The 24,312-nt window shown below is 73.2% G+C and carries 22 protein-coding genes; 8 read left to right on the forward strand and 14 right to left on the reverse strand.

Features of this window, described 5'->3' with window-relative positions; genetic code table 11:
* Window positions 1-2 precede the first annotated feature (2 nt).
* A complete protein-coding gene (locus tag AGRA3207_RS19630) occupies window positions 3-785 on the forward strand; it encodes an MOSC domain-containing protein (RefSeq protein WP_231336180.1) in 783 nt (260 codons plus the stop codon).
* Window positions 782-1,639, forward strand: a complete 858-nt coding sequence (locus AGRA3207_RS19635) for a phosphoribosylaminoimidazolesuccinocarboxamide synthase (RefSeq protein ID WP_231336181.1) — start codon at window positions 782-784, stop codon at window positions 1,637-1,639. The genes AGRA3207_RS19630 and AGRA3207_RS19635 overlap by 4 nt, the downstream gene beginning before the upstream one ends.
* An 87-nt stretch (window positions 1,640-1,726) precedes the next feature.
* On the opposite strand, the gene AGRA3207_RS19640 is transcribed toward AGRA3207_RS19635, so the two are convergent.
* Window positions 1,727-2,773, reverse strand: coding sequence for a suppressor of fused domain protein (locus AGRA3207_RS19640; protein WP_231336182.1), 1,047 nt, complete (start codon window positions 2,771-2,773; stop codon window positions 1,727-1,729).
* Window positions 2,774-3,068: 295 nt separating this feature from the next.
* Here AGRA3207_RS19640 and murA point away from each other — a divergent pair, with 295 nt between their 5' ends.
* Together murA and AGRA3207_RS19650 are read left to right on the forward strand one after the other, a co-directional pair.
* Window positions 3,069-4,355: a UDP-N-acetylglucosamine 1-carboxyvinyltransferase gene (gene murA, locus AGRA3207_RS19645; protein WP_231336183.1), complete on the forward strand. Its 1,287-nt coding sequence runs from the start codon at window positions 3,069-3,071 to the stop codon at window positions 4,353-4,355.
* An 870-nt stretch (window positions 4,356-5,225) separates the two neighbouring features.
* The gene (locus AGRA3207_RS19650) at window positions 5,226-6,557 is read left to right on the forward strand and encodes a transcriptional regulator (protein ID WP_084264482.1); all 1,332 of its coding nucleotides are present in this window, start codon (window positions 5,226-5,228) and stop codon (window positions 6,555-6,557) included.
* Between the two features lie 108 nt (window positions 6,558-6,665).
* On the opposite strand, the gene hisC is transcribed toward AGRA3207_RS19650, so the two are convergent.
* From hisC to AGRA3207_RS19685, 7 genes are all read right to left on the reverse strand, one after another.
* Window positions 6,666-7,745, reverse strand: a complete 1,080-nt coding sequence (hisC, locus tag AGRA3207_RS19655; RefSeq protein WP_231336184.1) for a histidinol-phosphate transaminase — start codon at window positions 7,743-7,745, stop codon at window positions 6,666-6,668.
* Window positions 7,746-7,818: 73 nt separating this feature from the next.
* Window positions 7,819-8,106, reverse strand: coding sequence for a DUF6401 family natural product biosynthesis protein (locus tag AGRA3207_RS19660; RefSeq protein WP_231336185.1), 288 nt, complete (start codon window positions 8,104-8,106; stop codon window positions 7,819-7,821).
* A gap of 50 nt (window positions 8,107-8,156) precedes the next feature.
* A complete protein-coding gene (locus AGRA3207_RS19665; protein WP_231336186.1) occupies window positions 8,157-8,846 on the reverse strand; it encodes an NUDIX hydrolase in 690 nt (229 codons plus the stop codon).
* An 81-nt stretch (window positions 8,847-8,927) separates the two neighbouring features.
* The gene (locus AGRA3207_RS19670; protein WP_231336187.1) at window positions 8,928-10,283 is read right to left on the reverse strand and encodes a flotillin family protein; all 1,356 of its coding nucleotides are present in this window, start codon (window positions 10,281-10,283) and stop codon (window positions 8,928-8,930) included.
* Window positions 10,284-10,368: 85 nt separating this feature from the next.
* Window positions 10,369-10,572: a hypothetical protein gene (locus AGRA3207_RS19675; RefSeq protein ID WP_231336188.1), complete on the reverse strand. Its 204-nt coding sequence runs from the start codon at window positions 10,570-10,572 to the stop codon at window positions 10,369-10,371.
* Window positions 10,573-10,669: 97 nt separating this feature from the next.
* Window positions 10,670-11,395 (reverse strand): hypothetical protein, encoded by a 726-nt coding sequence (locus AGRA3207_RS19680; protein ID WP_231336189.1) that lies wholly within the window; start codon window positions 11,393-11,395, stop codon window positions 10,670-10,672.
* A 153-nt stretch (window positions 11,396-11,548) separates the two neighbouring features.
* On the reverse strand, window positions 11,549-12,223 hold the full coding sequence (locus AGRA3207_RS19685; protein WP_231336328.1) for a lysophospholipid acyltransferase family protein: 675 nt from the start codon (window positions 12,221-12,223) through the stop codon (window positions 11,549-11,551).
* A 382-nt stretch (window positions 12,224-12,605) separates the two neighbouring features.
* Between AGRA3207_RS19685 and AGRA3207_RS19690 the strand changes: the two genes are divergently transcribed.
* The gene (locus AGRA3207_RS19690; RefSeq protein ID WP_231336190.1) at window positions 12,606-12,962 is read left to right on the forward strand and encodes an STAS domain-containing protein; all 357 of its coding nucleotides are present in this window, start codon (window positions 12,606-12,608) and stop codon (window positions 12,960-12,962) included.
* A gap of 60 nt (window positions 12,963-13,022) precedes the next feature.
* Here AGRA3207_RS19690 and AGRA3207_RS19695 read toward each other — a convergent pair whose 3' ends face one another.
* From AGRA3207_RS19695 to AGRA3207_RS19715, 5 genes are all read right to left on the reverse strand, one after another.
* Complete coding sequence (locus tag AGRA3207_RS19695; RefSeq protein WP_231336191.1) at window positions 13,023-13,853, reverse strand: glutamate ABC transporter substrate-binding protein; 831 nt, start codon at window positions 13,851-13,853, stop codon at window positions 13,023-13,025.
* 35 nt (window positions 13,854-13,888) lie between these two features.
* On the reverse strand, window positions 13,889-15,394 hold the full coding sequence (locus AGRA3207_RS19700) for a hypothetical protein (RefSeq protein WP_231336192.1): 1,506 nt from the start codon (window positions 15,392-15,394) through the stop codon (window positions 13,889-13,891).
* Entirely contained in the window at window positions 15,391-16,224 is an 834-nt protein-coding gene (locus tag AGRA3207_RS19705) for an FHA domain-containing protein (protein WP_231336193.1), read from the reverse strand. Before AGRA3207_RS19705 ends, AGRA3207_RS19700 begins: the two co-directional genes overlap by 4 nt.
* A 4-nt stretch (window positions 16,225-16,228) precedes the next feature.
* On the reverse strand, window positions 16,229-17,581 hold the full coding sequence (locus AGRA3207_RS19710) for a VWA domain-containing protein (RefSeq protein WP_231336194.1): 1,353 nt from the start codon (window positions 17,579-17,581) through the stop codon (window positions 16,229-16,231).
* A 64-nt stretch (window positions 17,582-17,645) separates the two neighbouring features.
* Window positions 17,646-19,706 carry a serine/threonine-protein kinase gene (locus tag AGRA3207_RS19715; protein ID WP_231328519.1) on the reverse strand — a complete coding sequence of 687 codons (2,061 nt, stop codon included), beginning with the start codon at window positions 19,704-19,706 and terminating at the stop codon, window positions 17,646-17,648.
* On the opposite strand from AGRA3207_RS19715, the gene AGRA3207_RS19720 reads away from it, so the two are divergent.
* Window positions 19,642-20,142, forward strand: a complete 501-nt coding sequence (locus AGRA3207_RS19720) for a hypothetical protein (protein ID WP_231328520.1) — start codon at window positions 19,642-19,644, stop codon at window positions 20,140-20,142. The two genes, AGRA3207_RS19715 and AGRA3207_RS19720, sit on opposite strands and share 65 nt — an antisense overlap.
* Here the strand turns inward: AGRA3207_RS19720 and AGRA3207_RS19725 are convergent.
* Window positions 20,105-21,319, reverse strand: a complete 1,215-nt coding sequence (locus tag AGRA3207_RS19725; protein ID WP_231328521.1) for a hypothetical protein — start codon at window positions 21,317-21,319, stop codon at window positions 20,105-20,107. The two genes, AGRA3207_RS19720 and AGRA3207_RS19725, sit on opposite strands and share 38 nt — an antisense overlap.
* A gap of 327 nt (window positions 21,320-21,646) precedes the next feature.
* On the opposite strand from AGRA3207_RS19725, the gene AGRA3207_RS19730 reads away from it, so the two are divergent.
* The gene (locus AGRA3207_RS19730) at window positions 21,647-23,221 is read left to right on the forward strand and encodes a hemolysin family protein (RefSeq protein ID WP_231328522.1); all 1,575 of its coding nucleotides are present in this window, start codon (window positions 21,647-21,649) and stop codon (window positions 23,219-23,221) included.
* A complete protein-coding gene (locus AGRA3207_RS19735) occupies window positions 23,209-24,225 on the forward strand; it encodes a hemolysin family protein (protein ID WP_231328523.1) in 1,017 nt (338 codons plus the stop codon). Before AGRA3207_RS19730 ends, AGRA3207_RS19735 begins: the two co-directional genes overlap by 13 nt.
* The last annotated feature ends 87 nt before the right edge of the window (window positions 24,226-24,312 follow it).

Consider the following 24,312-nt stretch of genomic DNA (forward strand, 5'->3'; position numbering starts at 1 on the left):
CCTTGCCGGGCACCCTGACCGAGCTGAACGTCTACCCGCTCAAGAGCGGCCGTGGCACGTCGCTGGCGGAGGCCGAGCTGACCTCCCGGGGGCTGCGGCACGACCGCGAGTTCATGCTCATCACGCCTGAGGGGCGGTTCCTGTCGCAGCGGCAGATCGCGCCGATGGCGCTGCTGCGGCCGTCCTACGACGGGACGGTCCTGACGGTGGACGCGCCTGGGACGGCACCGCTCGTCCACAAGCCGGTGGACGACGGGCCCGTCCTGGACGTGACCGTCCACCGGGACGACTGCCAGGGCATCGACCAGGGCGACCAAGCGGCCGCCTGGTTCTCCTCGGTTCTCGGCCGCGACTGCCGGCTGGTGCGCTTCACCGGGCGGCGGGTCCCGGCGGAGGGCGGCGGCGAGCCGATGTTCGCCGACCGGTTCCCGCTGCTGCTCATCTCCGCGGAGTCCCTCGCCGACCTCAACGGGCGCCTGGACGAGCCGCTGCCGATGAACCGGTTCCGGCCGACCCTCGTCGTCGAGGGGCTCGGCGCCTTCGGCGAGGACTCCGTGCGGCTCCTGCGGATCGGCGGGACGGTGATCGAGCTGGTCAAGGCGTGCACCCGCTGCCTCATCACCACCACCGACCAGGAGACCGGCGAGCGCGGCCGGGAGCCGCTGCGTACCCTCGCCTCCTACCGCACCGTCGATCAGGGGATCCGGTTCGGGCAGAACGGCGTCCCGCGCACGCCGGGCCCGCTCGCGCTCGGCGACCCCGTCGACATCCTGGAGGCCAAGTGAAGCACCTGCACAGCGGGAAGGTCCGGGACCTGTACGCGCTGCCCGGCGGCGAGCTGCTCATGGTGGCCCGCGACACGATCTCCGCGTTCGACTACGTCCTGGACACCCCGATCCCGGACAAGGGCCGCATCCTCACCCAGCTGTCGCTGTGGTGGTTCGAGCGGCTCGCGGATGTGCTGCCCAACCACGTCCTGTCCACGGACCTGCCGGACGGCGCGCCCGCCGAGTGGGCCGGGCGGTCGGTGGTCGTCCAGCGGCTCGACATGGTCAAGGTCGAGTGCGTCGCGCGCGGGTACCTCACCGGCTCCGGCCTCAAGGACTACCGGGCGTCGGGGACGGTCTGCGGCATCCCGCTGCCGCCCGGGCTCGTGGACGGCTCCCGGCTCCCCGAGCCGATCTTCACCCCGACCACGAAGGCCGACGTCGGCGAGCACGACGAGCCGATGACGTTCGCGCAGGTCGAGAAGGCCGTCGGCGCGGACGTGGCGGCGCGGCTGCGCGACACGACCCTCGCCGTCTACGGGCGCGGCGCCGAGCTCGGGCGCGAGCGCGGCATCATCGTCGCCGACACCAAGATCGAGCTGGGCCGGTCGCCGGACGGCGGGCTGGTCCTCGCCGACGAGGTCCTCACCCCCGACTCGTCCCGTTTCTGGCCGGCGGACGCGTGGGAGCCCGGCCGCGCGCAGCCGTCGTTCGACAAGCAGTTCGTCCGGGACTGGCTGCTGTCCCCCGAGTCCGGCTGGGACCGCGCGTCCGGTGAGGCGCCGCCGCCGCTGCCGCCCGCCGTCGTCGAGCGCACCCGCGCCAAGTACGTCGAGGCGTACGAGCGCATCACCGGCGACGCCTTCCGCTGACCGGCGGCCTCCGCCGACCGGCGGCCTCCGCCGACCGGCGCCCGCCCGACCGCCGCCCTGCCCACCGGCCGCCGCGCCGACCGGCGTCTAGCCGACCACCTCGCCGGTCTCGTTGCCGAAGCGGTCGCGCATGGCGGTCGGCACGATCTCGACGGTGAGGCCGGGCAGCGACCGGACGGGCCGACTGCCCGCCGTCGGGCGCAGGGTGTCGGCGAGGTCGTCCAGGGCAAGGGGCGGGACATGCACCACGAGCTCGCCCTCGCCCGGCTCCTCCACCGCGAACGCGTCCGACGGCCGGAACGCCAGCAGCGTCTCCTCGGTCTGGAGGAGCAGCTCGCGGCCGAACGGGAGCCGCCCGCGCAGGGACTCGGCGACGGCCTGGGCCTGGAGCGCCCCGAGCCTCAGCGTCGTCAGCCCGGCGCCCCGGTCCCAGTGGGCGGTGGTCACGTACAGCAGGCCGCTGTTCGAGCCGTCCCGCTCGATGCCCTCCCGGACGGTCCGCGCCACCTCCGGGCGGGCGAGCAGGGACCGCCGGTCGACGTCGGTGACGAACAGGGGCAGGTGGGGGGCGAGCGCCTCCATGAACGCTGCCGCGTTCCACTGGCGGACGGCCTCGTACTCCTCCATCGTGAGGCCCACGACCTGGAGGAACTTCAGGCGCCCGTGCGGCGTGGGGATCTCGGGCAGCTCGGGGTCGAGGACGAACGCGACGGCGCGGATGTGGGAGTCCTCACGCTCGGCGGCGATCGGCCCGTTGACGCTCATGTGGTGGCCGGCCTCGAACCAGTTGCCCGAGTGGAACACGTACCGGCCGAGGTTCTGCAGCAGGTTCGCCGCCCAGACCGGCGGCGTCTCCTCGGCCGGGTCGCGGACGAGCCGGAACGTGAACTCGAACCCCCAGCCCGACTCCTCCGGGTCGCTGGTCTCCTGCTTGGAGTAAAGCTCGGACATGCCGTAGGAGACGAAGTGCCAATGCGGCACCGGCTCCGCCCGCGGGTAGACGCTGATGCCGTCGAGCGGGTCGGGGCCGCCGAGCGACCACTTCCGCACGGTGCCGAGATGGTAGGGCCCGACGTTCCCGTAGAGGGACCGGAGCGCGGCGTCGATGGCGTCCCAGCCGGGGGTCTCGTCCATGAAGATCACCATAGTGGCGGGGTACGGACGCCCACGTCCGGGCGCCGAATTTGCCCGCGAGGCCGAACCTTTGCGAAGCGCCGGGTATCTAAGCGGGCAGACAAGCGCCGAGGTGGCGCGGGTAGGACACCCCACACCCGGCTCGATGGTTTACTTGGGACGCGTTGGCGCAGAGGGGGGACACCGTTCGGCGCTCGGCCCTTGTGATCCGCCGTAGTCCCACTTGATCCGGTAGACACCTCGAACCGGTGAAAACCGTTGACCGCACCCGAGAAGGAGTAAGGCGGAGATGAGCATGGGCCATGAGGTTCGCTACCGCGTGCGCGGAGGCCGTCAGCTGCACGGCACCGTTTTCATCCAGGGGGCCAAGAACGCCGTCCTGCCGATGATCGGAGCCTCGCTGATGGCGTCCAGGGGCCGCACGGTCCTGCGGAACGTCCCGATCATCGAGGACGTGCGGCGCGCGGTGGAGCTCGCCCGGGCCATCGGCGCCAAGGCCGAGCTGCACGAGACCGAGCGGACGCTGGTGATCGACGCGTCCTCGCTCAGCACGCCGGTGCTCCCCGCCGACATCGCGTCCCGGTTCCGCGGGTCGTTCCTGTTCGTCCCGGCGCTGCTGCACCGGCTCGGCGAGGCCGTCATCGAGGGCGTCGGCGGCTGCAACCTCGGCAGCCGCAACCTGGACTTCCACTACAACGGCTTCAAGCGGATGGGCGCCACGGTCACCGAGCACGTGGCCGACAACGGCGACGGCATCATCCACATCAAGGCCGGTGACCTGCGCGGCGGCACGCTGTACTGCGACACCCCGTCCCACACCGGCACCGAGAACCTGATCATGGCGGCGGCGCTGGCCCAGGGCACCACGCTGATCAAGAACGCGGCGCTGGAGCCCGAGGTGCTGGACAACATCGCGATCCTCCAGGCGATGGGCGCCCGGATCAGCGGCGGCGGCACCGGGTTCATCACCGTCGAGGGCGTGGACGAGCTGACCGCCGTCGAGCACACCGTGATGCCCGACCGCATCGACACGGGCGTGTTCGTGATGGCCGCCGCGATCACCGGCGGCGACCTGAACCTCGTCGGCGCCACGCTGGAGCACCTCGGGGTCGCCGCGGACAAGCTGGAGCAGATGGGCGTCGAGTTCCACCAGCAGGGCGCCGTCCTCCAGGTCCGCCGCGAGCGGACGCTCCGCCCGATCAACGTCATCACCGACGAGTACCCCGGCTTCGCCACCGACCTCCAGTCGCCGATCATGGCGCTGTCCTGCCTGGCCGAGGGCCCGTCCTACATCTACGAGCGGATCTTCGACGGGCGGTTCAAGCTGGCCCACGAGCTCGGCAGGATGGGCGCCGACATCGAGGTCGACGGCAACCGCGCCAAGGTGAACGGGCCTCGCGTCCTGCGCGGCGCCGAGGTCGAGGCCCACGACCTGCGCTGCGGCAGCGCGCTCGTCCTGGCCGGCCTCGCCGCCGAGGGCGAGACCACCATCACCTCCGCCTACTACCTCGACCGGGGCCACGCGCACACCGCCGAGCGCCTCTCGCAGCTCGGCGCCGACATCGTCCGCGAGGCCGCCTGACCGCGGGTTCGAGAGCCGGTTCGAGGACCGGTTCGAGGGCGGGTCCGCGCGGCCGGGCCGAATCGGCTCACGGCCGTCCGGACCCGCCGCGCCGGGGCCGCGGGGGGTGACCCGGGTCCCGGCGCGGCGGCACGGAGAGTCATGGCCGACCGGGTGGTCATCCTCGGTCCGGCAAACGGCCGCAAGTGGCCGGGGGTGGCCGCCGAACCTGACCAACTTCGCCGTTGGTCCTTACCGCCGCTGTCACCCCCCACTCCAAAATCCTTCAGCATGGTGTCACCCCGCCACTACGCATAGCTGCGGGGTGAGGGTTCTCTGTCTCCCCTGGCGTCCTTCTGACCTGGGATGTAATCTCTGGAACGCTCCCGGTGTGCACGACCGTAACGCGGTAAAAAATCACCGCTCCGGAGCGTGAGGGCCCTCCGAACGGATCACTCGTCTTTCCGGGCGTCCGGGCAACAGTACGTTCGATTTTCGGCCCGTGCGTAAACCAAAACCACATCGCGGGGGTCCCTTGTGTGCACAACAGCGTCAGGGAAGCCCTCTAGCGGTGTTTTCGGGTCTTGTTTTTCAACTTCGGACGACCGAAGATGCAGGATCAAGGCTGGCCGAATGGTGACAAATTACTGACCAGGGGGTCGCGTAGGTTACTTTTTCGCCGCACTCTTGATTCGATTTCGCGTCTGGGCGTCACACATCGTCGCCCTGACCCGATCTGCCCACTGAGGAACGAATCGCACGGGAACTGCGGTGCTGGGTCAGAAGGCAGGGGCGACAAGCCATGAGTCAACCGTTGGGCGAAGCGTGCGTGAACGCGTGGCCGGGGCCGGGGCCCCGCCGAGAGGATGGACCGGAAGCGAGCGATCATCGATGACGGCCGCACGAACGGGATCGGTCACACCCGATCTCACGATCGGCGTCGTTGGCCCGCATGACCTTGTCGAGAGGGTCATGCTGATGGGCCACGGCCCCACCCCGGTACCGAGCCGGCTGGTGGCTGCCGCATATCGGGACGAACAGGAAGCGGCCGACAAGGTCGTACGGCTGGGCTCGGGCGTGGACGTCTGTCTGTTCGCCAGCCCGGTGCCGTACGACTTCGCCCGCAAGGCGGGCGTGCTGACCATGCCGGCCACCTACGTCCCGTTGAACGGCGCCGCACTGCAGGGCGCGCTGCTGCGCGCCTCCCTCGACGAACGATTCGACCCGTCCCGCGTGAGCATCGACGTGCTCGGCCGGGCCGAGGTCGAGGAGGCGTACGCCGAGATCAGCCTGGGCACCGAGCAGGTGCACCTGCGCGAGGAGGCGGCCGGGCCGGGAACGCTCGCCGCCTTCCACGAGCGGCTGTGGCGGCGCGGCGCGACGACGGTCGCGATGACCTGCGTCCACGCGACGGCGGAGCGGATGGAGATGGCGGGCGTGCCCACCATCAGGGTCCGCCCGACCGGCGCGGCCATCCGCAGCTCGCTCCAGACGGCGGCGCTGCTCGGCGCCCACCACCGCCTGGAGGAGTCGCAGCTGGTCGTCGTGCTCGTGGACGTCCCGACGCTCCGCGAGACGCCGCGCCGCGTCACACCGCGCTACTGGCGGGACGAGCTGAAGCTGGCGCTGCACCGGGTGCTGCTCCAGGAGGCGCACCGGATGAACGCGTCGGTGTGGCCGCTGGACGACCACAGCTACCTGGTCATCGCCACGCGCGGCTCGGTCACCGCGTCCACCGAGGGCTTCCGGACGCCGCCGTTCGTCGAGCGCGTCCGCGAGGAGCTGGGCCTCGCCATCGAGGTCGGCATCGGCATGGGACGGACGGCGCACGAGGCGGAGAACCACGCACGCGCGGCGCTGGCCCGGTCGCAGAGCTCGCAGCGGGCGCAGGGCTTCGCGCTCGACCGCGACGGCCGCGCGCTCGTCCCCGCGCCCCGCACGCCCCCGCGCAGCCAGCCGCAGGCCAAGCCCAAGGGCCTGGAGATCCTCGCGCGCCTCGCCGACAAGCTCGGCGACCAGGAGCAGCCGCTGATCGTGGACGCGGAGAACGCCGGCAAGATGCTCGGCGTCACCCCGCGCACCGCGCGCCGGCTGCTGCGCACCCTCGTCGAAGAGGGCCTCGCCTGGCCGCTCCCCCCGAACCGGACCCCGCAGCCCGGCCGCCCCCGGCAGCTCTACCGGCTGATCGTCGAGAAGCTCGGCCCGAAGGCCACCACGGGCTGACACCACCGCCCCCGGGCACGTGCCGGTCCGGGGGCGTGCGGCTTCGGCCGGCTGCGAGCCCGGCCCGCGGGCCGGGCGACGGCGCCGCCGACGGGAGCGGCCGCAGGGTCAGCCGCGGTGCCGGAAGGCCCGCGCGACGGCCAGGAAGGCGTCGTTCTCCTCCGGGGAGCCGATCGAGACGCGGGCGCCCTCACCGGCGAAGGGGCGGACGCTCACCCCCTGCGCGGCGCACGCCTCCGAGAACTCCGTCGTCCGGTCGCCGAGCCGCAGCCAGACGAAGTTCGCCTCGGTGGGCGGCACCGTCCAGCCGTCCTCGACGAGCCCGCGGCGGACGCGGTCGCGCTCCTTCACGGTCCCCTCGACCCGCGCCAGCAGCTCGTCGGTCGCCGCGAGCGAGGCGACGCCCGCGACCTGCGCGACGGAGTTGACGCAGAACGGCAGGAACGCCTTGCGGACCGCCGCCGCCACCACCGGGTGGCCCACGAGGTAGCCGATCCGCAGGCCCGCGAGCCCGTACGCCTTGGAGAAGGTGCGGAGGATCGCCAGGTTCGGCCGGTCGCCGTACAGGGTGAGGCCGTCGGGGACCTCGTCGTCCCGGACGTACTCGCGGTACGCCTCGTCCAGCACGACCAGGCAGTCCTCGGGGACGCGGTCCAGGAACGCCTCGATCTCGGCGCGGCGGACGATCGTCCCGGTCGGGTTGTTCGGGTTGCAGACGAAGACCAGCCGGGTGTGGGGGGTGATCGCGTCGGCCATCGCGGCGAGGTCGTGCGTCTCGTCCCGCAGCGGCACCTGGACGGACGTCGCGCCCGACAGCGCCACCAGCAGCGGGTACGCCTCGAACGAGCGCCACGCGTAGACGATCTCCGCGCCGGGCTCGGCGACGGCCTCCAGGAGCATCTGCGAGACGCCCACCGACCCGCAGCCCACCGTCACGTGGTCGGCCGGGACGCCGCAGTGGGAGGCGATCGCCTCGGTGAGCGCCGTGGCGTTGTTGTCGGGGTAGCGGTTGACGTCCCGCGCGGCCTCCCCGATCGCGTCCAGGACCGACGGCAGCGGCCCGTGCGGCGACTCGTTGGACGACAGCTTGAACGAGCGCCCCTCGGGCGACACCACGACCTTCCCGGGCTTGTAGGCCACGAACCGGTCGAGGACGGAGCGGAAGCGGGGAGTGGTGACTTCGGACACCGTTGTCCTCCAGGTGAACATGGGTGGTCGCTACCAGCCTACGGACCCGTCCGCGGGCCCGTCCGGGCGGCGTCTACCGCCCGGCGGCCCTCCGCATCATCCAGCAGACCGCCACAATCCGGACGAATTCCCAGTCCCGGGTGCTGTGCGGCCACCAGCCCCGCTTGAAGGCGTCCTCGGCGAAGCCCCGCAGGTAGCGCATGAGCTCGTCCTCACCGGGGGTGCCGAGCTCGTCCCGCAGGGTGGCCACGTGCTGGTCCACGGCGGCCGCCAGCCCCGGCGAATCCGCCATCTCGGCGACGCCGGCATCGCCGATGTCCCGGACGAGCAGTCCCAACACTTCGGACGAGTCACCGTTCATACGGTGAGAACCTAGCAACGCGCCCGTCATGCTCGGGACATCGACCCAGGTCAGCCCACCCGGCGCTCCGGTGGGGGGCGCAGCATCGGCGGGCGGAGCTGCTCGGCGTCGCCCCGCCCGTACAGCCGCGCCGGGCGGCCCCCGTCGCGGGTCGTCGTCCGCTCGGTGGGGACGAGGAACCGGTCCGCTCCGGTGACCTTCCGGTGGAAGTTCCGCGGGTCCAGGACGGTGCCCCAGACGATCTCGTACACGCGCCGCAGCTCGGCCACCGTGAACTCGGGCGGGCAGAACGCCGCGGCCAGCGACGTGTACTCCAGCTTGGCCCTGGCCCGCTCCACGCCGTCGCACAGGATCCTGCGGTGGTCGAACGCGGCGCGGTCGTGGTGGATGAGGTCGTCCACGGCCGTCCACAGCACCTGCGCGCGGCTGGAGGCGGGCAGGTCGGGGGCGAGGCCCAGGTAGGCGACGCTCACCACGCGCTGCCGGGGGTCGCGGTCGGGGTAGCCGTAGGTGGCGAGCTGCTCCAGGTGGATCCGCACGTCCGCCAGTCCCGCCCGCTCGGCCATCAGCCGGGACGCCGCGACGGGCAGGTCCTCGTCCAGCTGGATGAACCCGCCGGGCAGCGACCACGCCTCGTCGTAGGGCGCCCGGTCCCGCCGCCACATCAGCGCGCAGAGCCGCTGCTCCCTCACGGTGAGGACGACGAGGTCGACGGTGACGGCGAGCCGCGGCACGGACATGGGGGAAGTCTATGGCGGTGCCGCCATGACGAAGGCCCTGCCGGAGAGACCGGCAGGGCCCGGATGGCGTGGCAGAGGGGCTCAGTCCTTCTCGGGGGTCTCCAGGGGGACCGTGGGGAGGGAGGGGGTGGACGGGACGGAGCCGTTCCGGCCCCCGCCGTCCTGGCCGCCGCCGTTCATCCCGGCCAGCAGCTGACGGGCGACGCCGAGGCCGGCGCCGCCGAGGGTGAGGGCCTTGGCGAGCATGTCCTCGACGCCCTCGGCGCCGTTCAGGACGACCATGTTGTCGACGTTGCCGAACACCCGCGCGCCGGCCTCGACGATCTCGGGCCACTGCTCGGCGAGCTGCTGGGCGATGACCGCGTCGGTGTTGTGGGCGAGGGCGTCCGCGCGGGCCTTGATGGCCTCGGCCTCGGCGAGGCCCTTGCGGCGGATCGCGTCGGCCTCCGCCTCACCGAGCAGGCGGGTGGCCTCGGCCTCCCGCTGCGCCCTGAGCTGGATCTCGGTGGCGGCGGCCTGGGCCTGGGCGATGCGCTGCTCGCGGTCGGCCTCGGCCAGCTTCACCTGCTCGTACGCGCGGGCGTCGGCCGGCTTGCGGACCTCGCTCTCCAGCCGCTTCTCGGTCCGCTCGGCCTCCAGCTCGGCGTTGCGGGTCTCCTTGAGGATGACCTCCTGCCGGGCCTGCTGCGCGGCCTGGCTGACCTGGCCCTCGTACTCGGCCTTCTTGATCTCGGTGTCCCGGATGACCGCCGCGTTCTCGCGCAGGGCCTCCTGCTCGCGCTGGGTGGCCTCCTGGTCGCGCTCGGCCTCGGCGATGCGGGCGACGGAGGCGACCCGGGCGGCGTGCGGACGGCCGAGGTTGGTGATGTAGCCGGTCTCGTCGTCGATCTCCTGGATCTGGAGGGAGTCCACGACGAGGCCGAGCTTGCTCATCTCGTCGGCGGCGGAACCGCGGGTCTCGCTGGTGAGGCGCTCGCGGTTGAGGATGAGGTCCTCGACGGTGAGGCCGCCGATGATCGAGCGGAGGTGGCCGGTGAACAGCTCGTGGATCGCGCCGTCCATGGAGCCCTGCTGCTCCAGGAAGCGGCGGGCCGAGTTGGCGATCGAGACGAAGTCGTCGCCGACCTTGTAGATGACGACGCCGCGGACCTTGACCGGGATGCCCTGCTGGGTGACGCAGTTGACCTCCAGGTTGGCGGCGCGGCTGTCGAGCCGGAGCCTGCGGGCGACCTGGAAGCCGGGCAGCACCGAGGTGCCCTTGCCCGTCACGATCTTGAATCCGAGGCTGTCCACGCCGTCGATGGGCTTGGACCTCGCGCCCAGCCCGGAGATGATCAGGGCCTCGTTGGGCTCGGCGACCCGCCAGACCATCTTGAACAGCACGACCAGCACGATGACGGCGACGACCACGGCGATCGCCGCGACGACCACGGGCATTCGGCCTCCTCTCCCCTCGGACGCGGATGCGCGTTTTCCACTAGACGCAGGTGAGGGCCGATCGGTTCGCTTTCGGGTGATTTTCCTACGCGCCGAATGCGGGGGCCACGTAGACGGTGCGGGGCGGGTGGTACTCGACCACGACGATGATCGTCCCGACGCCGATCTCGTCGCGCGGGTCGACCGGATGGGCGTAGAACGCCTCGACGCCGCCGCGGACCGCGATCATGACCTCGCCGACCAGGCCCGGGCCGATCCTGCCGGTGACCCGGCCCTCCTTGCCGATCAAGGGCACCCCCGCTGGCTCACGTGCTCGGTCGGCGGCCACGCCGGACGCGCCGCTCAACGGAACGCTATCCGCTGGACGTGACGCGCCGCGAACGCGATCAGCCGAGGATCCGCCGCGCCTGGGCCAGCGACTCGCGGGCGAGCCGCTCGGCCTCCTGGCGGGTGGCCCTCGGCCCGAAGACGCTGACCGTCCCGATGTAGCGAGTGTCCTTGAACACCACGTACCAGGTGTAGGTCCGGTCGCGTCCGGTGGTGGTCGCGACGCCGACCGAGCGGGACCCGCCGCCGATGCCGCCCTGCGGCGTCTCGACCACGCGGTGCTCGGACCACTGCCGGCCGACCTTGGTGCGGAACGTCAGGCAGCCCGGCGGGACGCGGGCGCCGACCTGCTTCTCGGCGTCGGCGGCCGACATCCCCATCAGGGTCTCGGTGACCATGTGGCCGTCGCGTCCGGTGAACGCGGCGAGCGCGGCGGGGACGTCCGCCTCCACGTTCCCGACGGGGCCGCCCGCGCCGCCCGCGCCGCCGTTCTGGCAGCGCGGCTTGTCGACGGTCATCTGGCGGCGGAGCTGCGCGAGGTCCTGGAACGCCTTGAGCGTCCCGTACTCCCCCGAGTCGGGCTCGCCGGCGCGGGTGTAGCCGGGGGTCTCGACGAGCAGTGCCTGCTCCAGCTGGGCGGAGGTGTAGCCGCCGGTGAGGACGGTGCGGCCGGTGCCGCGGACGGGCTGGGCGCGCTCGTCGCCGCCACCGCAGCCCGCCGTGGCCGCCACCGCGACCAGGGTGACCGCCGCGGGCATCGCGACCGGGAGGAGCCTGTGGGCCATGCGGGCGACCTTACGTCGCAGACCGTGCAAGTCCCCGCAGACGACACGCCCTCAGGACGATCCGGCGCGATATTGGTCCGGTGCCCGCGTCGGGCGGCCGCGCCCGGCAGCCGTGTCCGGTGCCCGCGCGCGGTGCCCGCGGGCCGGGCGGGGTCAGTGCCTCTGGTCGGCGCGCTCGTTGTAGGCCCCGGCGTACTCCTGGCCGGACATCTTCTGGATCATCTGGACGATCTCGTCGGCGATGGCGCGGCGGGCCTTGGCGGGCGGCAGGTCGCGGTAGTGGGAGAAGTCCATCGGCGGGCCGATGCGCACGGTCGGGCGGGGGCCGAAGACGCGGGGCAGCGACGCGCCGATCGGCTGGATCTTCTCCGTGCCCTCCAGGGCGACGGGCAGGACGCGGGCGCCGGTCGTCAGGACGAGCCAGCCCACCCCCGTGCGGGCGCGGTAGAGCCGCCCGTCGGTGGACCGCGTCCCCTCGGGGTAGATCGCGAACGCGCCGCTGTTGTCGAGGATCTCGGCGGCCTGCTCCAGCGCGCCCATGGCGGCGCGGCGGGCGCCGCGCCGGACCGGCACGTGCCCGAGGTTGGTGAGGAACCAGCGGACGAAGCCCTTCTTCAGCCCGCCGCCCTCGAAGTAGTCGGCCTTCGCGATGTAGGTGACCGGCCGCGGGACCGCCAGCGGGATGATGAAGCTGTCGATGAACGACAGGTGGTTGCTGGCCACGATCAGTGGCCCGTAGGAGGGCACGTTCTCGCCGCCCTCCACCCGCGGGCGGAAGAGCAGCCAGAGGATCGGACGCACCACGCGCGTCATGAACGTGTAGAACACCCGGCCTCCCGAATTCGGCACCGCCACTGTAACGTCTGGGCTGATCCGGGCCCTGGTCACCGCCTGCTTTTCCCCCGCCCCGGCAGGTCAAGAATGGCCTCGCCGCAGGTCACGGTGGTACCGGTGAGCTTATACTGGGCCGGGAACCCAAGGGAGGCCGTCCGACGCCATTGGACGGGCGATCCAATCGAACCGCCATTCTTACCAAGAAGTAAGTTTCTCTCCGGTAGGTTGTTGCGCCGACGTCACGGCCCGGGCACGCCCGGGCGACCTGGTCCTTTTACCTGGAAGTGCTTGGAATGCGGGCACCGGTGCGCAATCCTGAGGAGTCACCTGTGACGGGCCGGCGGCGCCCGTCCGTGTGTGGGGGCGTGAGGTGACCATGGACTTCGACATCCACCTGATGCGCGACGAACGCTGCACCCTCGTCCGCGTACAGGGAGACATCGACGTGGTGTCCCGGGCGCGCTTCGAGGAGGCGCTGTTCGACGTCGTGGACGCGGGCGGCCCGTTGGTCGTGGACATGCGGCAGGTCACGTTCTGTGACTCCACGGGGCTGAACGCCATCGTCGCCGCCAACCGGCGCGCGAACGAACGCGAGACCCAGGTGGCGCTCGTCGCGCTTCCGCCGCGCGTCATGCGCGTCTTCCGCATCACCGGGATCGACAAGTTCATCCCGATCTACGACACGCTCCGCGAGGCGATCGGCGCCTTCCCGTCCTCCACCACGTCCGGGTGATATCCGGGTGACTTCCGGGTAAGACCCGCCCGCGTCCGGACGGCCCCGTCGAGGGGTTCGTCAGGTGCATCCCTCGAACTGGGGGACGCTGGTGGTCAGCTTCAGGCCGGAGCGGCCGAACCACTTGGTGAGGAGCCGCTCGGCCGTCCCGTCCTGGTACATGCGGGTGATGGCGCGGTTGACCAGCTCGCAGCCCTTCAGGTCGCCCTTCTTCAGGCCGACGCCGTACTTCTCGTCGGTGAACGGCGCGTTGATGATCTTTTCGCCGCGGCCGGTGGCGAACCCGGCCAGGATGAGGTCGTCGGTGGAGACCGCGTCCAGGCGCCCGGCCTTGAGGGCGTCCATGCAGGCGCCGTAGGTCGGCACGGCGACCGGCGCCGCGGCGATCTCGCGCTCCTCGACGACGCGCCGCCACGAGTTCGACCCGGTCACCTGGCAGATCCGCTTGCCCTTGAGGTCGCGGACGTTCCGGATGGCGGCGTCCGCGCGGACGAGCGTGTCCTGGTGGGCGACGTAGTAGGGCCCGCCGAACGTGACCGCCGACTTGCGCTTGGCCGTGATCGAGTACGTCGCGAAGATCAGGTCGACGTGGCCCGACGCCAGCGCCGACTCCCGGACGGAGGAGTTCGTCGTGCTGAACCGGACGCGGTCCCGCGGCACGCCGAGCCGCTCCGCGACGTAGATCGCGACATCGACGTCGAAGCCCTCGTAGGAGCCGTCGGGACGGCGCATCCCGAGCCCGGGCTGATCGGCCTTCACGCCGATGACCAGCGAGTTCTTGCCCGCGATGGTGCCCGGTCCCGTTCCGTCCAGCCCGCAGGCGGACGGTCCGGCCACGGCGGCCAGCACGGCGGCCGCCGCGGCGGCGCGGGTGGCGCGGGTGGCGCGCATCGGCTCACCTCCTGTCAGCGGGGCCCCGGCCCCGGTCAGCGGAACTCGGCCAGGCGGGGGCGGACCCCCGCGACCACCAGCAGGACGATGACCGCGGCGGCGAGCGGCGGCAGCGCGGTCCAGCCGCGCAGCCCCCCGTCGGCGTCCGAGATCGCCGTGTTGAACGCCCGCTGGTGGCCGGCGGTCAGCGAACCCAGCGTCGCGTCATAGGCCCCGAAGTCGCGGATCGCGTTGGACGTGCGTCCCATCCGCAGGTCGACGGCCCCGGCGCGGTCCCCCTTGGCCGCCAGCGCCCGCATCCGCCGGTCGTTGCCGAGGACGACCTGGTAGGAGCGGAGCAGCCGCCGGAACGTCTCGCCGGACTCGCCGCTCGTGCTCGCCCGCGCCTCGTCCCCGAAGAAGCCGAGGAACGGGACGGGCTCGTCGCCCGGCACGAACGTGCGCACGGTCTCGTCCACTCCGGCGTAGTAGCTCTCCAGGTTCACCGGCTTGGAGCCGAGGTCGGGGGAGAGGACGGCGAGCGACTTGTCCAGGTAGGTCTGCTCGTAGGTGTCGGCGCGTCCGGGGTCGAGCAGGTAGCGGTTCTCGTCGGCGAAGGCGCTGTGGCTGATCGCGCGGGCCCGCGAGAGCGCGAGGACCGACTCGAAGCCGTCCTGCTTGGCCGTCCTGATGTGCCCGGCCTGCGCCGACAGCAGCCCGGTCGCGACGGCGGCGAGCGCGACCGCGGCGAGCGTGGCCAGCGCCAGCGCCGGGTTCACGACCCGGCGGAACGTCCGCGCGAGGTGGACCTGCGCGGCGAGCAGCAGCGCGAGGAGGACCGCGCCGGTCACCACGACCCACGCGCGCCCCGCCAGCACCGCCGAGCGCTTCGTCTCGTACGCCTGCCGGACGTTCGCGCCGCTGTCGAGCGTGATGTTGTACGCCTTCGGCAGGATCTCCAGCTTCATCAGGTCGGTCGCCTGCCGGTAGGCGTCGACGACCCGCTGCGGCAGTTCGCCCGGCGCGTGGTCCGCCTGCCGGTCGAGGAGCATGGCCTCGCCGACGAGCCTCTCGTACCGCCCGAGGCCCTGGAGCACCTCCTGGACGGTCAGCTCCAGGTCCGCGTCGCGCCCGGCGAGCTGCGCGGCCCGCACGGCGGCCCTGTCGGCCTCCGCGCGGCGCTTGTCGTAGACGCGGAGGGACTCGTCATAGCCGACGCCGAGGCCGTGCTCGCGTCCGATCAGCAGGATGTTGGAGACCTGCGCGTCCATGTCGCTGAGCGCGAAGTACAGCGCGCTGGTGGCGACGACCTGCGGGCCCGCGTCGTGCCCGATCGTCTGGACGGAGTCGCGCGCGTTCCCGACGGCGACGGTGACGACGCCGAGCAGCGCCGCGACGGCGACCAGGATCAGCACCGCGTAGGCGCGGATCCGCCCGGGGACGGTGCTCAGCCATCGTCCCCGGACGAAGGTCAGCAGGCGGCCTCGGCGCGGCTCCGGGCCGGCGGGTGTCTCCGGCGGGCGGCTCCCGGACGTCTCCGCCCGCGGAGAAGTCGTCGTCATGGCGGGTCCCCTCCCAGGGACAGCGTGATGGTCGTCCAGGCGCCGACATGGATGCGGTCTCCGTCGCCCACCGGAAGCGGCACGTTCACCGGGATCGGCTCCTGTCCGCCGTTCACCGTCGTCCCGTTGGTGGAGCCGGGATCGACCAGCGTCCACGTGCCGTCCGGCTGGGCGAGGAGGACCGCGTGCAGGTGGGAGACGCCCGGGTCCTCCGGGGGCGTGCTGAGGTCGATCTCCGGGAGGATCGCCCGGGACGTGCTGCGCCGCCCGATCCTCACCTGGCCGCCGGTCAGCGCTACGCGGCGCTCCGGGCAGTACGGGGGGAACGTCAGCGTCGTGGAGTCGGGTCCCTCCAGGGCGATCACCGAGTTGTAGTAGTCGCGGTCGGCCCTGATCAGCGCCGTCCAGCAGCAGCGCGTGCCGGTCCCCTCCGGCGGGGCGCCGGCCCTCGGCGCCGGGACGTCCCCCCGCGCCTCGCCGCCGGACGCTCCGGGCGCTCGTCCGGCGTCCCGGGCCCGGGACGCCTGGACGCTCGACAGCGCGGCCGTGTGCGCGGCCCCCGCCTCGAAGTCGTGCCCGTCCACCTCGCAGAACCGGCCGGAGCGGGGCGAGCCGCAGCGCGGGCACACGCCACGCGCGGGAGCCGCCTGCCCAGGCCGCGACGCGGACGGCGGAGACGACGGGGAGGGCGGAGACGACGGAGACGGCGCGGAGGGACGGCGCGGGCCCTCATCGGTGAACTCGGCGCGCGGCGCCCCCTCCATGAGATCGCCGCACACGTCGCAATAGTCGGCGGAGCCGGACGCGTGGCCGCTCGGGCAGACCGGCATGGCCTCAGCTCCCGTCCCCCGCCGGGGGCGTCTCGCCCTGGCGGGTCCGCACCGTCCGCACCGACCGCGTGTCCAATGACATCTCGTCGGCCTTGGACACGTCGCGTTTCAGCCGGACGGTGCCCGTCTCCCGGTCGACGACGTCCACGACGCGATCCAGGAGCCCGGCGATCTGCTCGTTCCCGACCCGCTGGGCGAGCACGACGGCGCGGCCGAGCCGCGCGGTCGCGGTGTCCTCGTCGCCCTCCCGCCGCGCCTCCAGGCCCTCCTGGATCGCCGAGGCCAGCTCGGACTGCCCGGTGTGGTGGGCGACGCGGTTGTTGATGCGCGTGGACTTGGCCTCGTCGTCGGTCCACTCGGCGAGGATGTTGGCGGACGCGAGGACCCGCTCGGCCCTCCCGCCCCTGCCCGGGACGACGAGCTTCACCCACGCGGCCCGCATCTGCCGGCCGACGTCGCCGGGCGTCACCTCCACGCTCAGGTGGTACTCGCGCTGCTCGGCGCCCCACGCGCCGAGCGGGTAGTCGCCGGTCTGCGCCCCCGACGCGGCGCGGTGCCCGGTGAGGTCCTCCACGGTGGGCACCATCTGCTTGAGGAACCGCAGCTCGGCCTGCTGCGGCGTCCACACGCGCAGCGTCACGTCCGCGACCTCCTTGCCCATCGCGGCCTGCGTGATCCGCAGGAAGTCGGCCTCCAGGTCCGCGGGGTCGGGGACGTCGAGGAAGCCGCCGAGCAGCGCCGAGCTGATCTTCCGCAGCTCCGCGACGTCCCAGTCGGTGCCGACGCCGCGCGCGTCGCAGAGGAACGCGCCCGCGCACTGCCGCAGCGCCGCGTCCAGCTCCTCGGGGGTCTCGTGCTGGTTCTTGCCGTCGGTGAGCAGGATCGCGTGCCGGACGGCGTCGCGGTGCTCGGCGAACAGCCGGTCCGCGAGCCGCAGCCACGACCCGATCGCCGTGCCGCCCGCCGCGTCCAGCCGCCCGATGGCGTTGGCGGCGCTGCGGCGCGTCTTGTCGCCGGCCCGCACCAGCCGCTCGCCCTGCGGGTAGATCATCCGCGGCTGGTTCGCGCCGCCGACCACGGCGAAGTGCACGCCGTCGCGCAGGACGTCCACGGCGGCGCGCGCCGCGCGCTTGGCGGCGGCCATCTTCCCGCTGTAGGACATCGATCCCGAGGTGTCGATGATGATGATCTCGGCGGCGTCCGTCGCGCGCGCCGGGTCCGGCGCCGCGCCGGGGGCCGCGTCCGCCCCGGCCGACGAGCGTGCCTCCACGGAGACGATCGCGTGCATCTCCCGGGCGCCCGCCGGCAGGTAGGGGTTCTGATCGACCCGGATCGTGAACTCGGGAAGGTCGCTCATGGGCCGTGCTCCCTGGTGTGGTCGGGCGGCTGCGTTCGCGGCGGCTGCGTGGGGGGTCGCGGGATCAGAAGAGCGTCCTCGGTCGTACGGCGTTGGCCCGCATGACCATCGCGTGCCGCCGCGCCGGGTCGTCGGCGAGCTTGGCCAGCACCCGGTAGTGGCCCTCCAGCCTCGCGCGCAGCCTCGGCTCGCGCATCTCGACACCGAGGATCTCCTGCCGCCGCCCGGTGCGCGGTTGGTCGCCCCGCGCGTGGAGCCAGGCGACCGCGGCCTCCAGCACCTCGACGGCGAACGCGGCGTACCGCCCGGTGTCCAGCGTCAGCGACTGGAGCCGGCCTCCGGCGTCGGCTAGCTCCGCCTCGTCCAGGTCTCCGGCGCTTCGCCCGCGCACGGCCACCGCGACCGCGGAGAGCTGCGCGGCGAGGTGGTGGATGGAGGTGCGGGGGACCGCGTCCAGGACGCGCCGGGCGCCGTCCCGGTCGCCGGCGGCCAGCAGGACGCGGGCCGACCCGAACGCGGCGCTCACGAAGGCCGGGTCGGTGCGCCACACCGTCTCGTAGAAACGGGCGGCGCCCGCGGTGTCGCCGCGCAGCTCGTGGCAGAACGCCAGCGCGAGCTTGGGCGCCTGCTCGCCGGGCATGAGGTCGTACAGGTCGGTGAAGACGGCCGAGGCGTCGCCGGGGCGCCCGTCCGCGAGGGCGCGGACGCCGCGGTACCAGTCGACGCGCCAGTCGTCCGGCTGGTCCGCCGCCAGGCCGTTGAGGAGCGTCTCGGCGCGGTCCGGCTCGCCCAGCTCGATCCGGACCCGCGCGAGGGCGAGCCTGACCTCGCGCGACGGCACCGGGGCCGCCTCCAGCGCGACGGCGAGGTCACCGGGGTCACCCGCGGTGAGCCCGGCGAGGAACCCCGCTGCCGGATCCAGCCCATGGACCAGCGGGACGGGCAGCGCCAAGGCCGCCGCCCGGGCCTCCAAAGGCGCGAGGACGGGCAGCCCCTTCCCGTTCGCGCGCGCGCCCTCCACGTCAGCGCGGCCGATGTCGAGGATCCCGGTACCCGCGGTGTGCTGCGCCGGTCCGAACAGCGGCGACGCCGCCGGTCTCGGCCGTCCGTCCTCGGCCGACAGGACCTCGCGGAGCACGCCGGTGAGCTGCTCGGCCATCTCGGCGGCGCTCTGGAAGCGGCGCGCGGGGTCGGGGTGCGTGGCGCGTCGCAGCAGCCGGTGGAAGGACTCGTGCCGCTGGAACAGCGGCACCTCCTCCCGGGGCGGCAGGCTGCGCAGATGCCGCCCGGTGTAGCCGCGGAACGGGAAGCTGAGCACGGCCAGGGTCCGTCCCACCGTGTACAGGTCGGACGTGACGGACGGCCCCACCGAGGCCACCTCGGGCGCCTGGTAGCCGGGCGTCCCGAAGATCGGGCTGTCGACGTCGAACACCCGCCGCACCCCGCCGAGGTCGATGAGCTTGAGCTGCTCCTCGGACTGGATGGCGTTGTCGGGCTTGAAGTCGCAGTACAGGAGCCCGACGCCGTGCAGGTAGCCGAACGCGCTCAGCACCTCCAGCCCGTAGGCGATCACCTGGCCGAGGGGCAGCGCCGTCAGCTCGCCCTCGGTGTCGCGGCGGCTGAGCAGGATCTCCTTCAGCGACCGGCCGCCGACGTACTCCATCACGATGTAACCGGCGTCGCCGTGCTGGACGAAGTTGTAGATCTTGACGATGTTCGGGTGCTCGACCTCGGCGAGGAACGCCCTCTCCGCGGCCGTGGCGGCGACCGCGTCGGCGTCCCCGGCGTCGAGCATCCCCTTGAGGACGACCCACCGGCTGCTCACGTTGTGGTCGCGGGCGAGGTACACCCAGCCGAGCCCGCCGTGCGCGAGGCAGCCGAGCACCTCGTACTGCCCGGCGATCAGCTCGCCCGCGCGGAGCTTCGGCGTGAACGAGAACGGATGCGCGCAGCTGGTGCAGAACCCCTCGGTGCGCCCGGGACGCCCGTCCCGGCCCCTGCCCACCATGTCGCCGCAACTGCTGCAGAAGCGCCGGTTCTCCGGGACCTGCGGATCGTCCATGATCGCGGACGCGGGGTCGCGGGCCGGGACGGGCGGCACCTCCACCAGCCCGGCGCCGAGCATCCCGCGCCTGGACGAGCCGCTGGAGGCCGTCCCGCGCCCGCCGCCCCGCGAGGCCGTCCGCCCGGAGACGCCCGTCGAGCCCGACCCTGCCGAACCGGAACCGGCCGAACCGGAACCGGCCGGGCCGCTGGAAGCCCGCGAGCCGCCGGAACCGCTCGAATTGCCGGAACCACTCGAACCGCTCGAACCGCTGGAGGCCGGAACGGACACCGGCTCAGCGGCGCCCACCCCGACCGCCACGGCCGCGCGCGACGTCACGGCGCCGCCGACGGACGAGGGGACGCCCGCCGGGACGGACGGGTCCGCCGGCGGCGGCTCGGCGAGCGGCATCATGCCGCAGGTGTCGCAGAAGCCGTCGGCATCGACAGTGCCCGCGCAGCCGTCCTGCGCACATCGGGTCATCGCCGCGTCCCCGTCTCACTCTCGCTCGCCCTGATCGCACGCTGGTACTCCGCCACCGCGACGGTCGCCGCGCGCAGGTCGCAGGGCGCCGTCCACAGAAGGTCGCGGGCCTGCCCGTACAGGCGGGTGAGGGTCTCGTCCTCGGCCATGCCGATCCGCGCGGCCTTGGCCCGGTACGCCTCCAGACGCCCTCGCAGCTCGCCCCTGCGTTCGAGCAGCCCGGCACTGAGACGCAGGTCGCCCATGGCGCGCTCCGCGGCGTCCTCGGCGGCGCGTTCCAGTTCGGCGACCTGCCCCGCCATCTCGACCCAGCGCTCCGCCTCCCGCAGCCGCTCCAGTGCCGCCAGCCGGTCGCGCAGTCCCGTGCCGAGACCGCGGCACGGCTCCGGCAGCAACGGCGACTCGATCTTGGCGACGGCGGCCTCGTAGGTCTCGCGGGCCCGCCGCTCGGTCTCCTCGACCCGCTCGACGGACGCGACGAGCTGCTCCAGCAGCCCGGCGTAGTCGTCGCGCAGCCGGGCGACGCCCGCCAGCTCCACGCGCAGTCCCGCGAGCGTGGCGCGCACGCGGTCGAGGCGCACGGTGTCGGCCTGCCCGTCGCGGACGAGGGACAGCGGGTCGGTGCGGATGAGCCGGCCGAGCGCCGTCAGCTCCCGGCCGAGGCGGTCGAGCTCGGGATGGCGCGTGCCGTCCAGGGAGTGCGCCAGCCGCGCCGTCTCCCGCCACCCCTCCTCGGCCTCCTCCAGGGGCACCAGCAGCGCGGTCCAGGCCGCGTCCGCCGCCGCGACCTCTCCTGCGACGAACTCGTACGCCTCCGACATGAGGGCGACCGCACCGTCCAGCGTCACCCGTTGCTCCTGCGGGCCGAGCAGCGTGCGGGCCTCCAGCGGGATCTCGCCGTCGGGAACCTCCACCGACGGCCCCGACAGCAGCCCGCTCAGCTCCGTCAGCGCCGCCGCCGTCGGCCGGGGCGAGCGCTCGCGCAGCTCCACCGCCGCGTCCAGGACGCGCTGGTAGGCGTCGAACAGGCGCCACAGCATCGCGAGCCGCTCCTGCGCGGCGTCCCAGCGGCGCCAGGTCTCCCCGGTGAGGCGGGCGCCCTTCAGCAGCCGGCTGCCGTGGTGGCCGTCCAGGTCGAGCAGCGACGCGGCGATCCGGTCCCGCTCCTCCCGCAGGCCGCGCAGGGCATGGTCGACGCCCTCCCGGCTCATGGGCGCGGCGGCTGCCCCGCTTTCGTCCACGTCAGTCCCGCGTTCGGTTCTCTCGGTCCCCGTGAGCGCCCCCGGGCCTGGACGGTCTGGGAGCGGGAACCGCTCCAGGATCGGGCATGCGCTCTCTTCCAAGTGTGATCCGTGACACTGTACGAAACAAGCGCCTTCTCCGGGCGGCGCCCGCACCGCGTCATCGGACGATCACCGCGGGACCGTACCCTTGCCTCCAGGAACCTCGCGCCGCGAGGTGACGTTACGCAGGTAGGCCATGTACGAGAGGAGTGGTGAGTCCGCGGTGTCGGACCCCAGTCATAGACCCGGTGCCCCATGGTGAGCGCGGCCCTGGGGGTGCTCGCGGTGATCCTTCTCACCGCCGCCACCGGGTACTTCGTCGCCCAGGAGTTCGCCTACGTCGCCGCGGACCGCGCGGCGCTCGGGGAGGCCGCCGGGAGAGGGGACGCGTCCGCCCGCCGGGCGCTCAAGGTCATCGGCAGGCTGTCGTTCATGCTGTCGGGCGCGCAGCTCGGCATCACGATGACGACGCTGGTCGTCGGGTTCATCGCCAAGCCCGCACTGGCGGAGCTGATCGAGCCGCTGCTGGACGTCGCGGGCGTTCCCGCCGGGGCAACCGGGGCCATCGCCCTCGCCACCGGCTTCGTCCTGGCCACGCTCGTCCAGATGCTGCTGGGCGAGCTGTTCCCCAAGAACCTCGCCCTCGCGCGCGCCGAGTCCCTGGCGCGCGCGCTGGCCGCGTCGACGCTGGTCTACCTGACCGTCGCCGGTCCGCTCATCCGGTTCTTCGACCGCGCCGCCGAGCGCCTGCTGCGCGCCGCCGGCGTCGAGCCGGTCGAGGAGCTGCACAGCGGCGCCACGCTGGAGGAGCTCGGCGACATCATCGGCAAGTCGCACAGCGCCGGGCACCTCCCGGCCGACCTGTCCCGCCTGCTGGAACGCGCCCTGTCCTTCGGTGACCGGACGGCCGACGAGGTGATGGTGCCGCGCCCGCAGGTCCGGACGCTTCCGGGCACCGCGCCGGTGTCCGGCCTCATCGCGCTGATCCGCGAGACCGGGCACAGCGTCTACCCCGTCTACGGGCAGGAGGTCGACGACGTCATCGGCGTCGCGGGCGCCCGCGAGGTCGCCGACGACGCGCTCGACCCGGCGACGCCGGTGGCCGACATCGCCCGCCCGGCGCTGCTCGTCCCCGGCAGCCAGCCGCTGTACGGGGTGATCGAGCACATGCGCGAGGCGGGCGAGGAGTTCGCCTGCGTCGTCGACGAGTACGGCGGCCTCGCCGGGATCCTCACCTTCGAGGACGTCGCGGAGGAGCTCGTCGGTGAGATCGCCGACGAGACCGACCCCCGCGAGGACGGCCCGACCTCCGGCCCCGACGGCTCCTGGCTCCTCGACGCCGGGATGCGCATCGACGAGGTCGGCCGCCTCACCGGCCTCGACCTGCCGGAGGGCGACGCCTACGACACCCTCGGCGGGCTCGCCATGGCCGAGCTCCGCCGCCTCCCCAGCCCCGGGGACCGGCTGACCGTCGCGCTGGACGGGCCCGGCCACGTCGAGCTGGAGGTCGTCAGCGTCGCGCGGCGCGTGGCGGAGAAGATCCGCATCCGCGCCTCCGCCGCACCCCCGCCCGCACCGCCGCCGGACGCGGGACAGGACGCGAACACGGGACCGAGCGCGAACGCAGACGCGGGGTCTAGCGCGGCCGCGAACACGGGGTCAAGCCTGGACGCGAACGTGGCGTCGAGCCCGGACGCGGAGGCGGACGCGGGGTCAAGCGCGAACGCAAACGCGAACGCAGACGTAGACGCAGACGCGGGGTCGGGCGGGGAGCAGGGCGCCTCGCGGCACGGCCAGGCGCCCGGCCAGGAGGTGTCATGGACCCGCTGACCTCACTGCTGATCACCGTCCTGCTGCTGGTCGGGAACGGGTTCTTCGTCGCCGCCGAGTTCGCGCTGGTCGCGGCCAACCGCTCCCAGCTGGAGCGCGCGGCGGCCAAGGGCAGCCGTCCCGCGGTCGCCGCCGTCGCCGGGGTCCGCGAGCTGTCGCTGATGCTCGCGGGCGCGCAGTTCGGCATCACGATGTGCTCGCTGGGCCTCGCGATCGTCACCGAGCCCGCGTTCGAGCACGTCCTCGAACCGCCCCTTCACGCCGCCGGGGTGCCCGAGGCCGGGTCGAAGGCCATCGCGCTGACGTGCGCGCTCGCCGTGGTGACGTTCTTGCACATGGTGGTGGGCGAGATGGCCCCGAAGTCGTGGGCGATCACGCACCCGGAGCGGTCGGCGCTGCTGCTGGCGCTGCCGTTCCGCGGGTTCGCGAAGGTGTCCAGGCCCGTCCTCGCGGCGCTCAACTCCACGACCAACGGGCTGCTGCGGCTGATCCGCGTCACCCCGCGCGACGAGCTGGACAGCCACGCCGACCCGGCCCGCCTCAGCCACCTGCTGGGCGAGTCGCGCCGCCTCGGACTGATCGGACGGCACGACCACGAGCTGCTCGGCCGGGCCATCTCCGCGCGGGAGGCGACGGTCGGGCCGCTGGTCGTCCCGGCCACCGCGGTGACCACGATCGGCGCGGACGCGACCGCCGCGCTGATCCGCCGGACCGCGACCGCCAGCGGCCACAACCGGCTCCTCGTCCGCGACCGGGACGGCGCCATGACGGGCATCGTGCACGTCCGCGCCGCCATCACCGAACCGGACGGCGAGCGCCGGGCCGGTGACCTGGCGCATCCGGCGCCCGTCCTGACCGCGGAGACGACCGTGCTGGACGCGGTGACCCGGATGCGCCGGACCCGCGCCCCGCTCGCCGTCGTGAACGACGCCGGCGGCGGGTTCGCGGGGATCGTGACCCTGGACGACCTCCTCGCCGAGCTGCTCGCGGCGAACCCGCACTGAACGGCCGGACGAAGATCATCATGCGGCCGGGCGGTGCACCGGGGCGTCCTGACCTGTGAGACGTTAGTCCCGAGAAGAAGGGGAGAA

This window comes from Actinomadura graeca (genome assembly GCF_019175365.1).
Taxonomy (GTDB): domain Bacteria; phylum Actinomycetota; class Actinomycetes; order Streptosporangiales; family Streptosporangiaceae; genus Spirillospora; species Spirillospora graeca.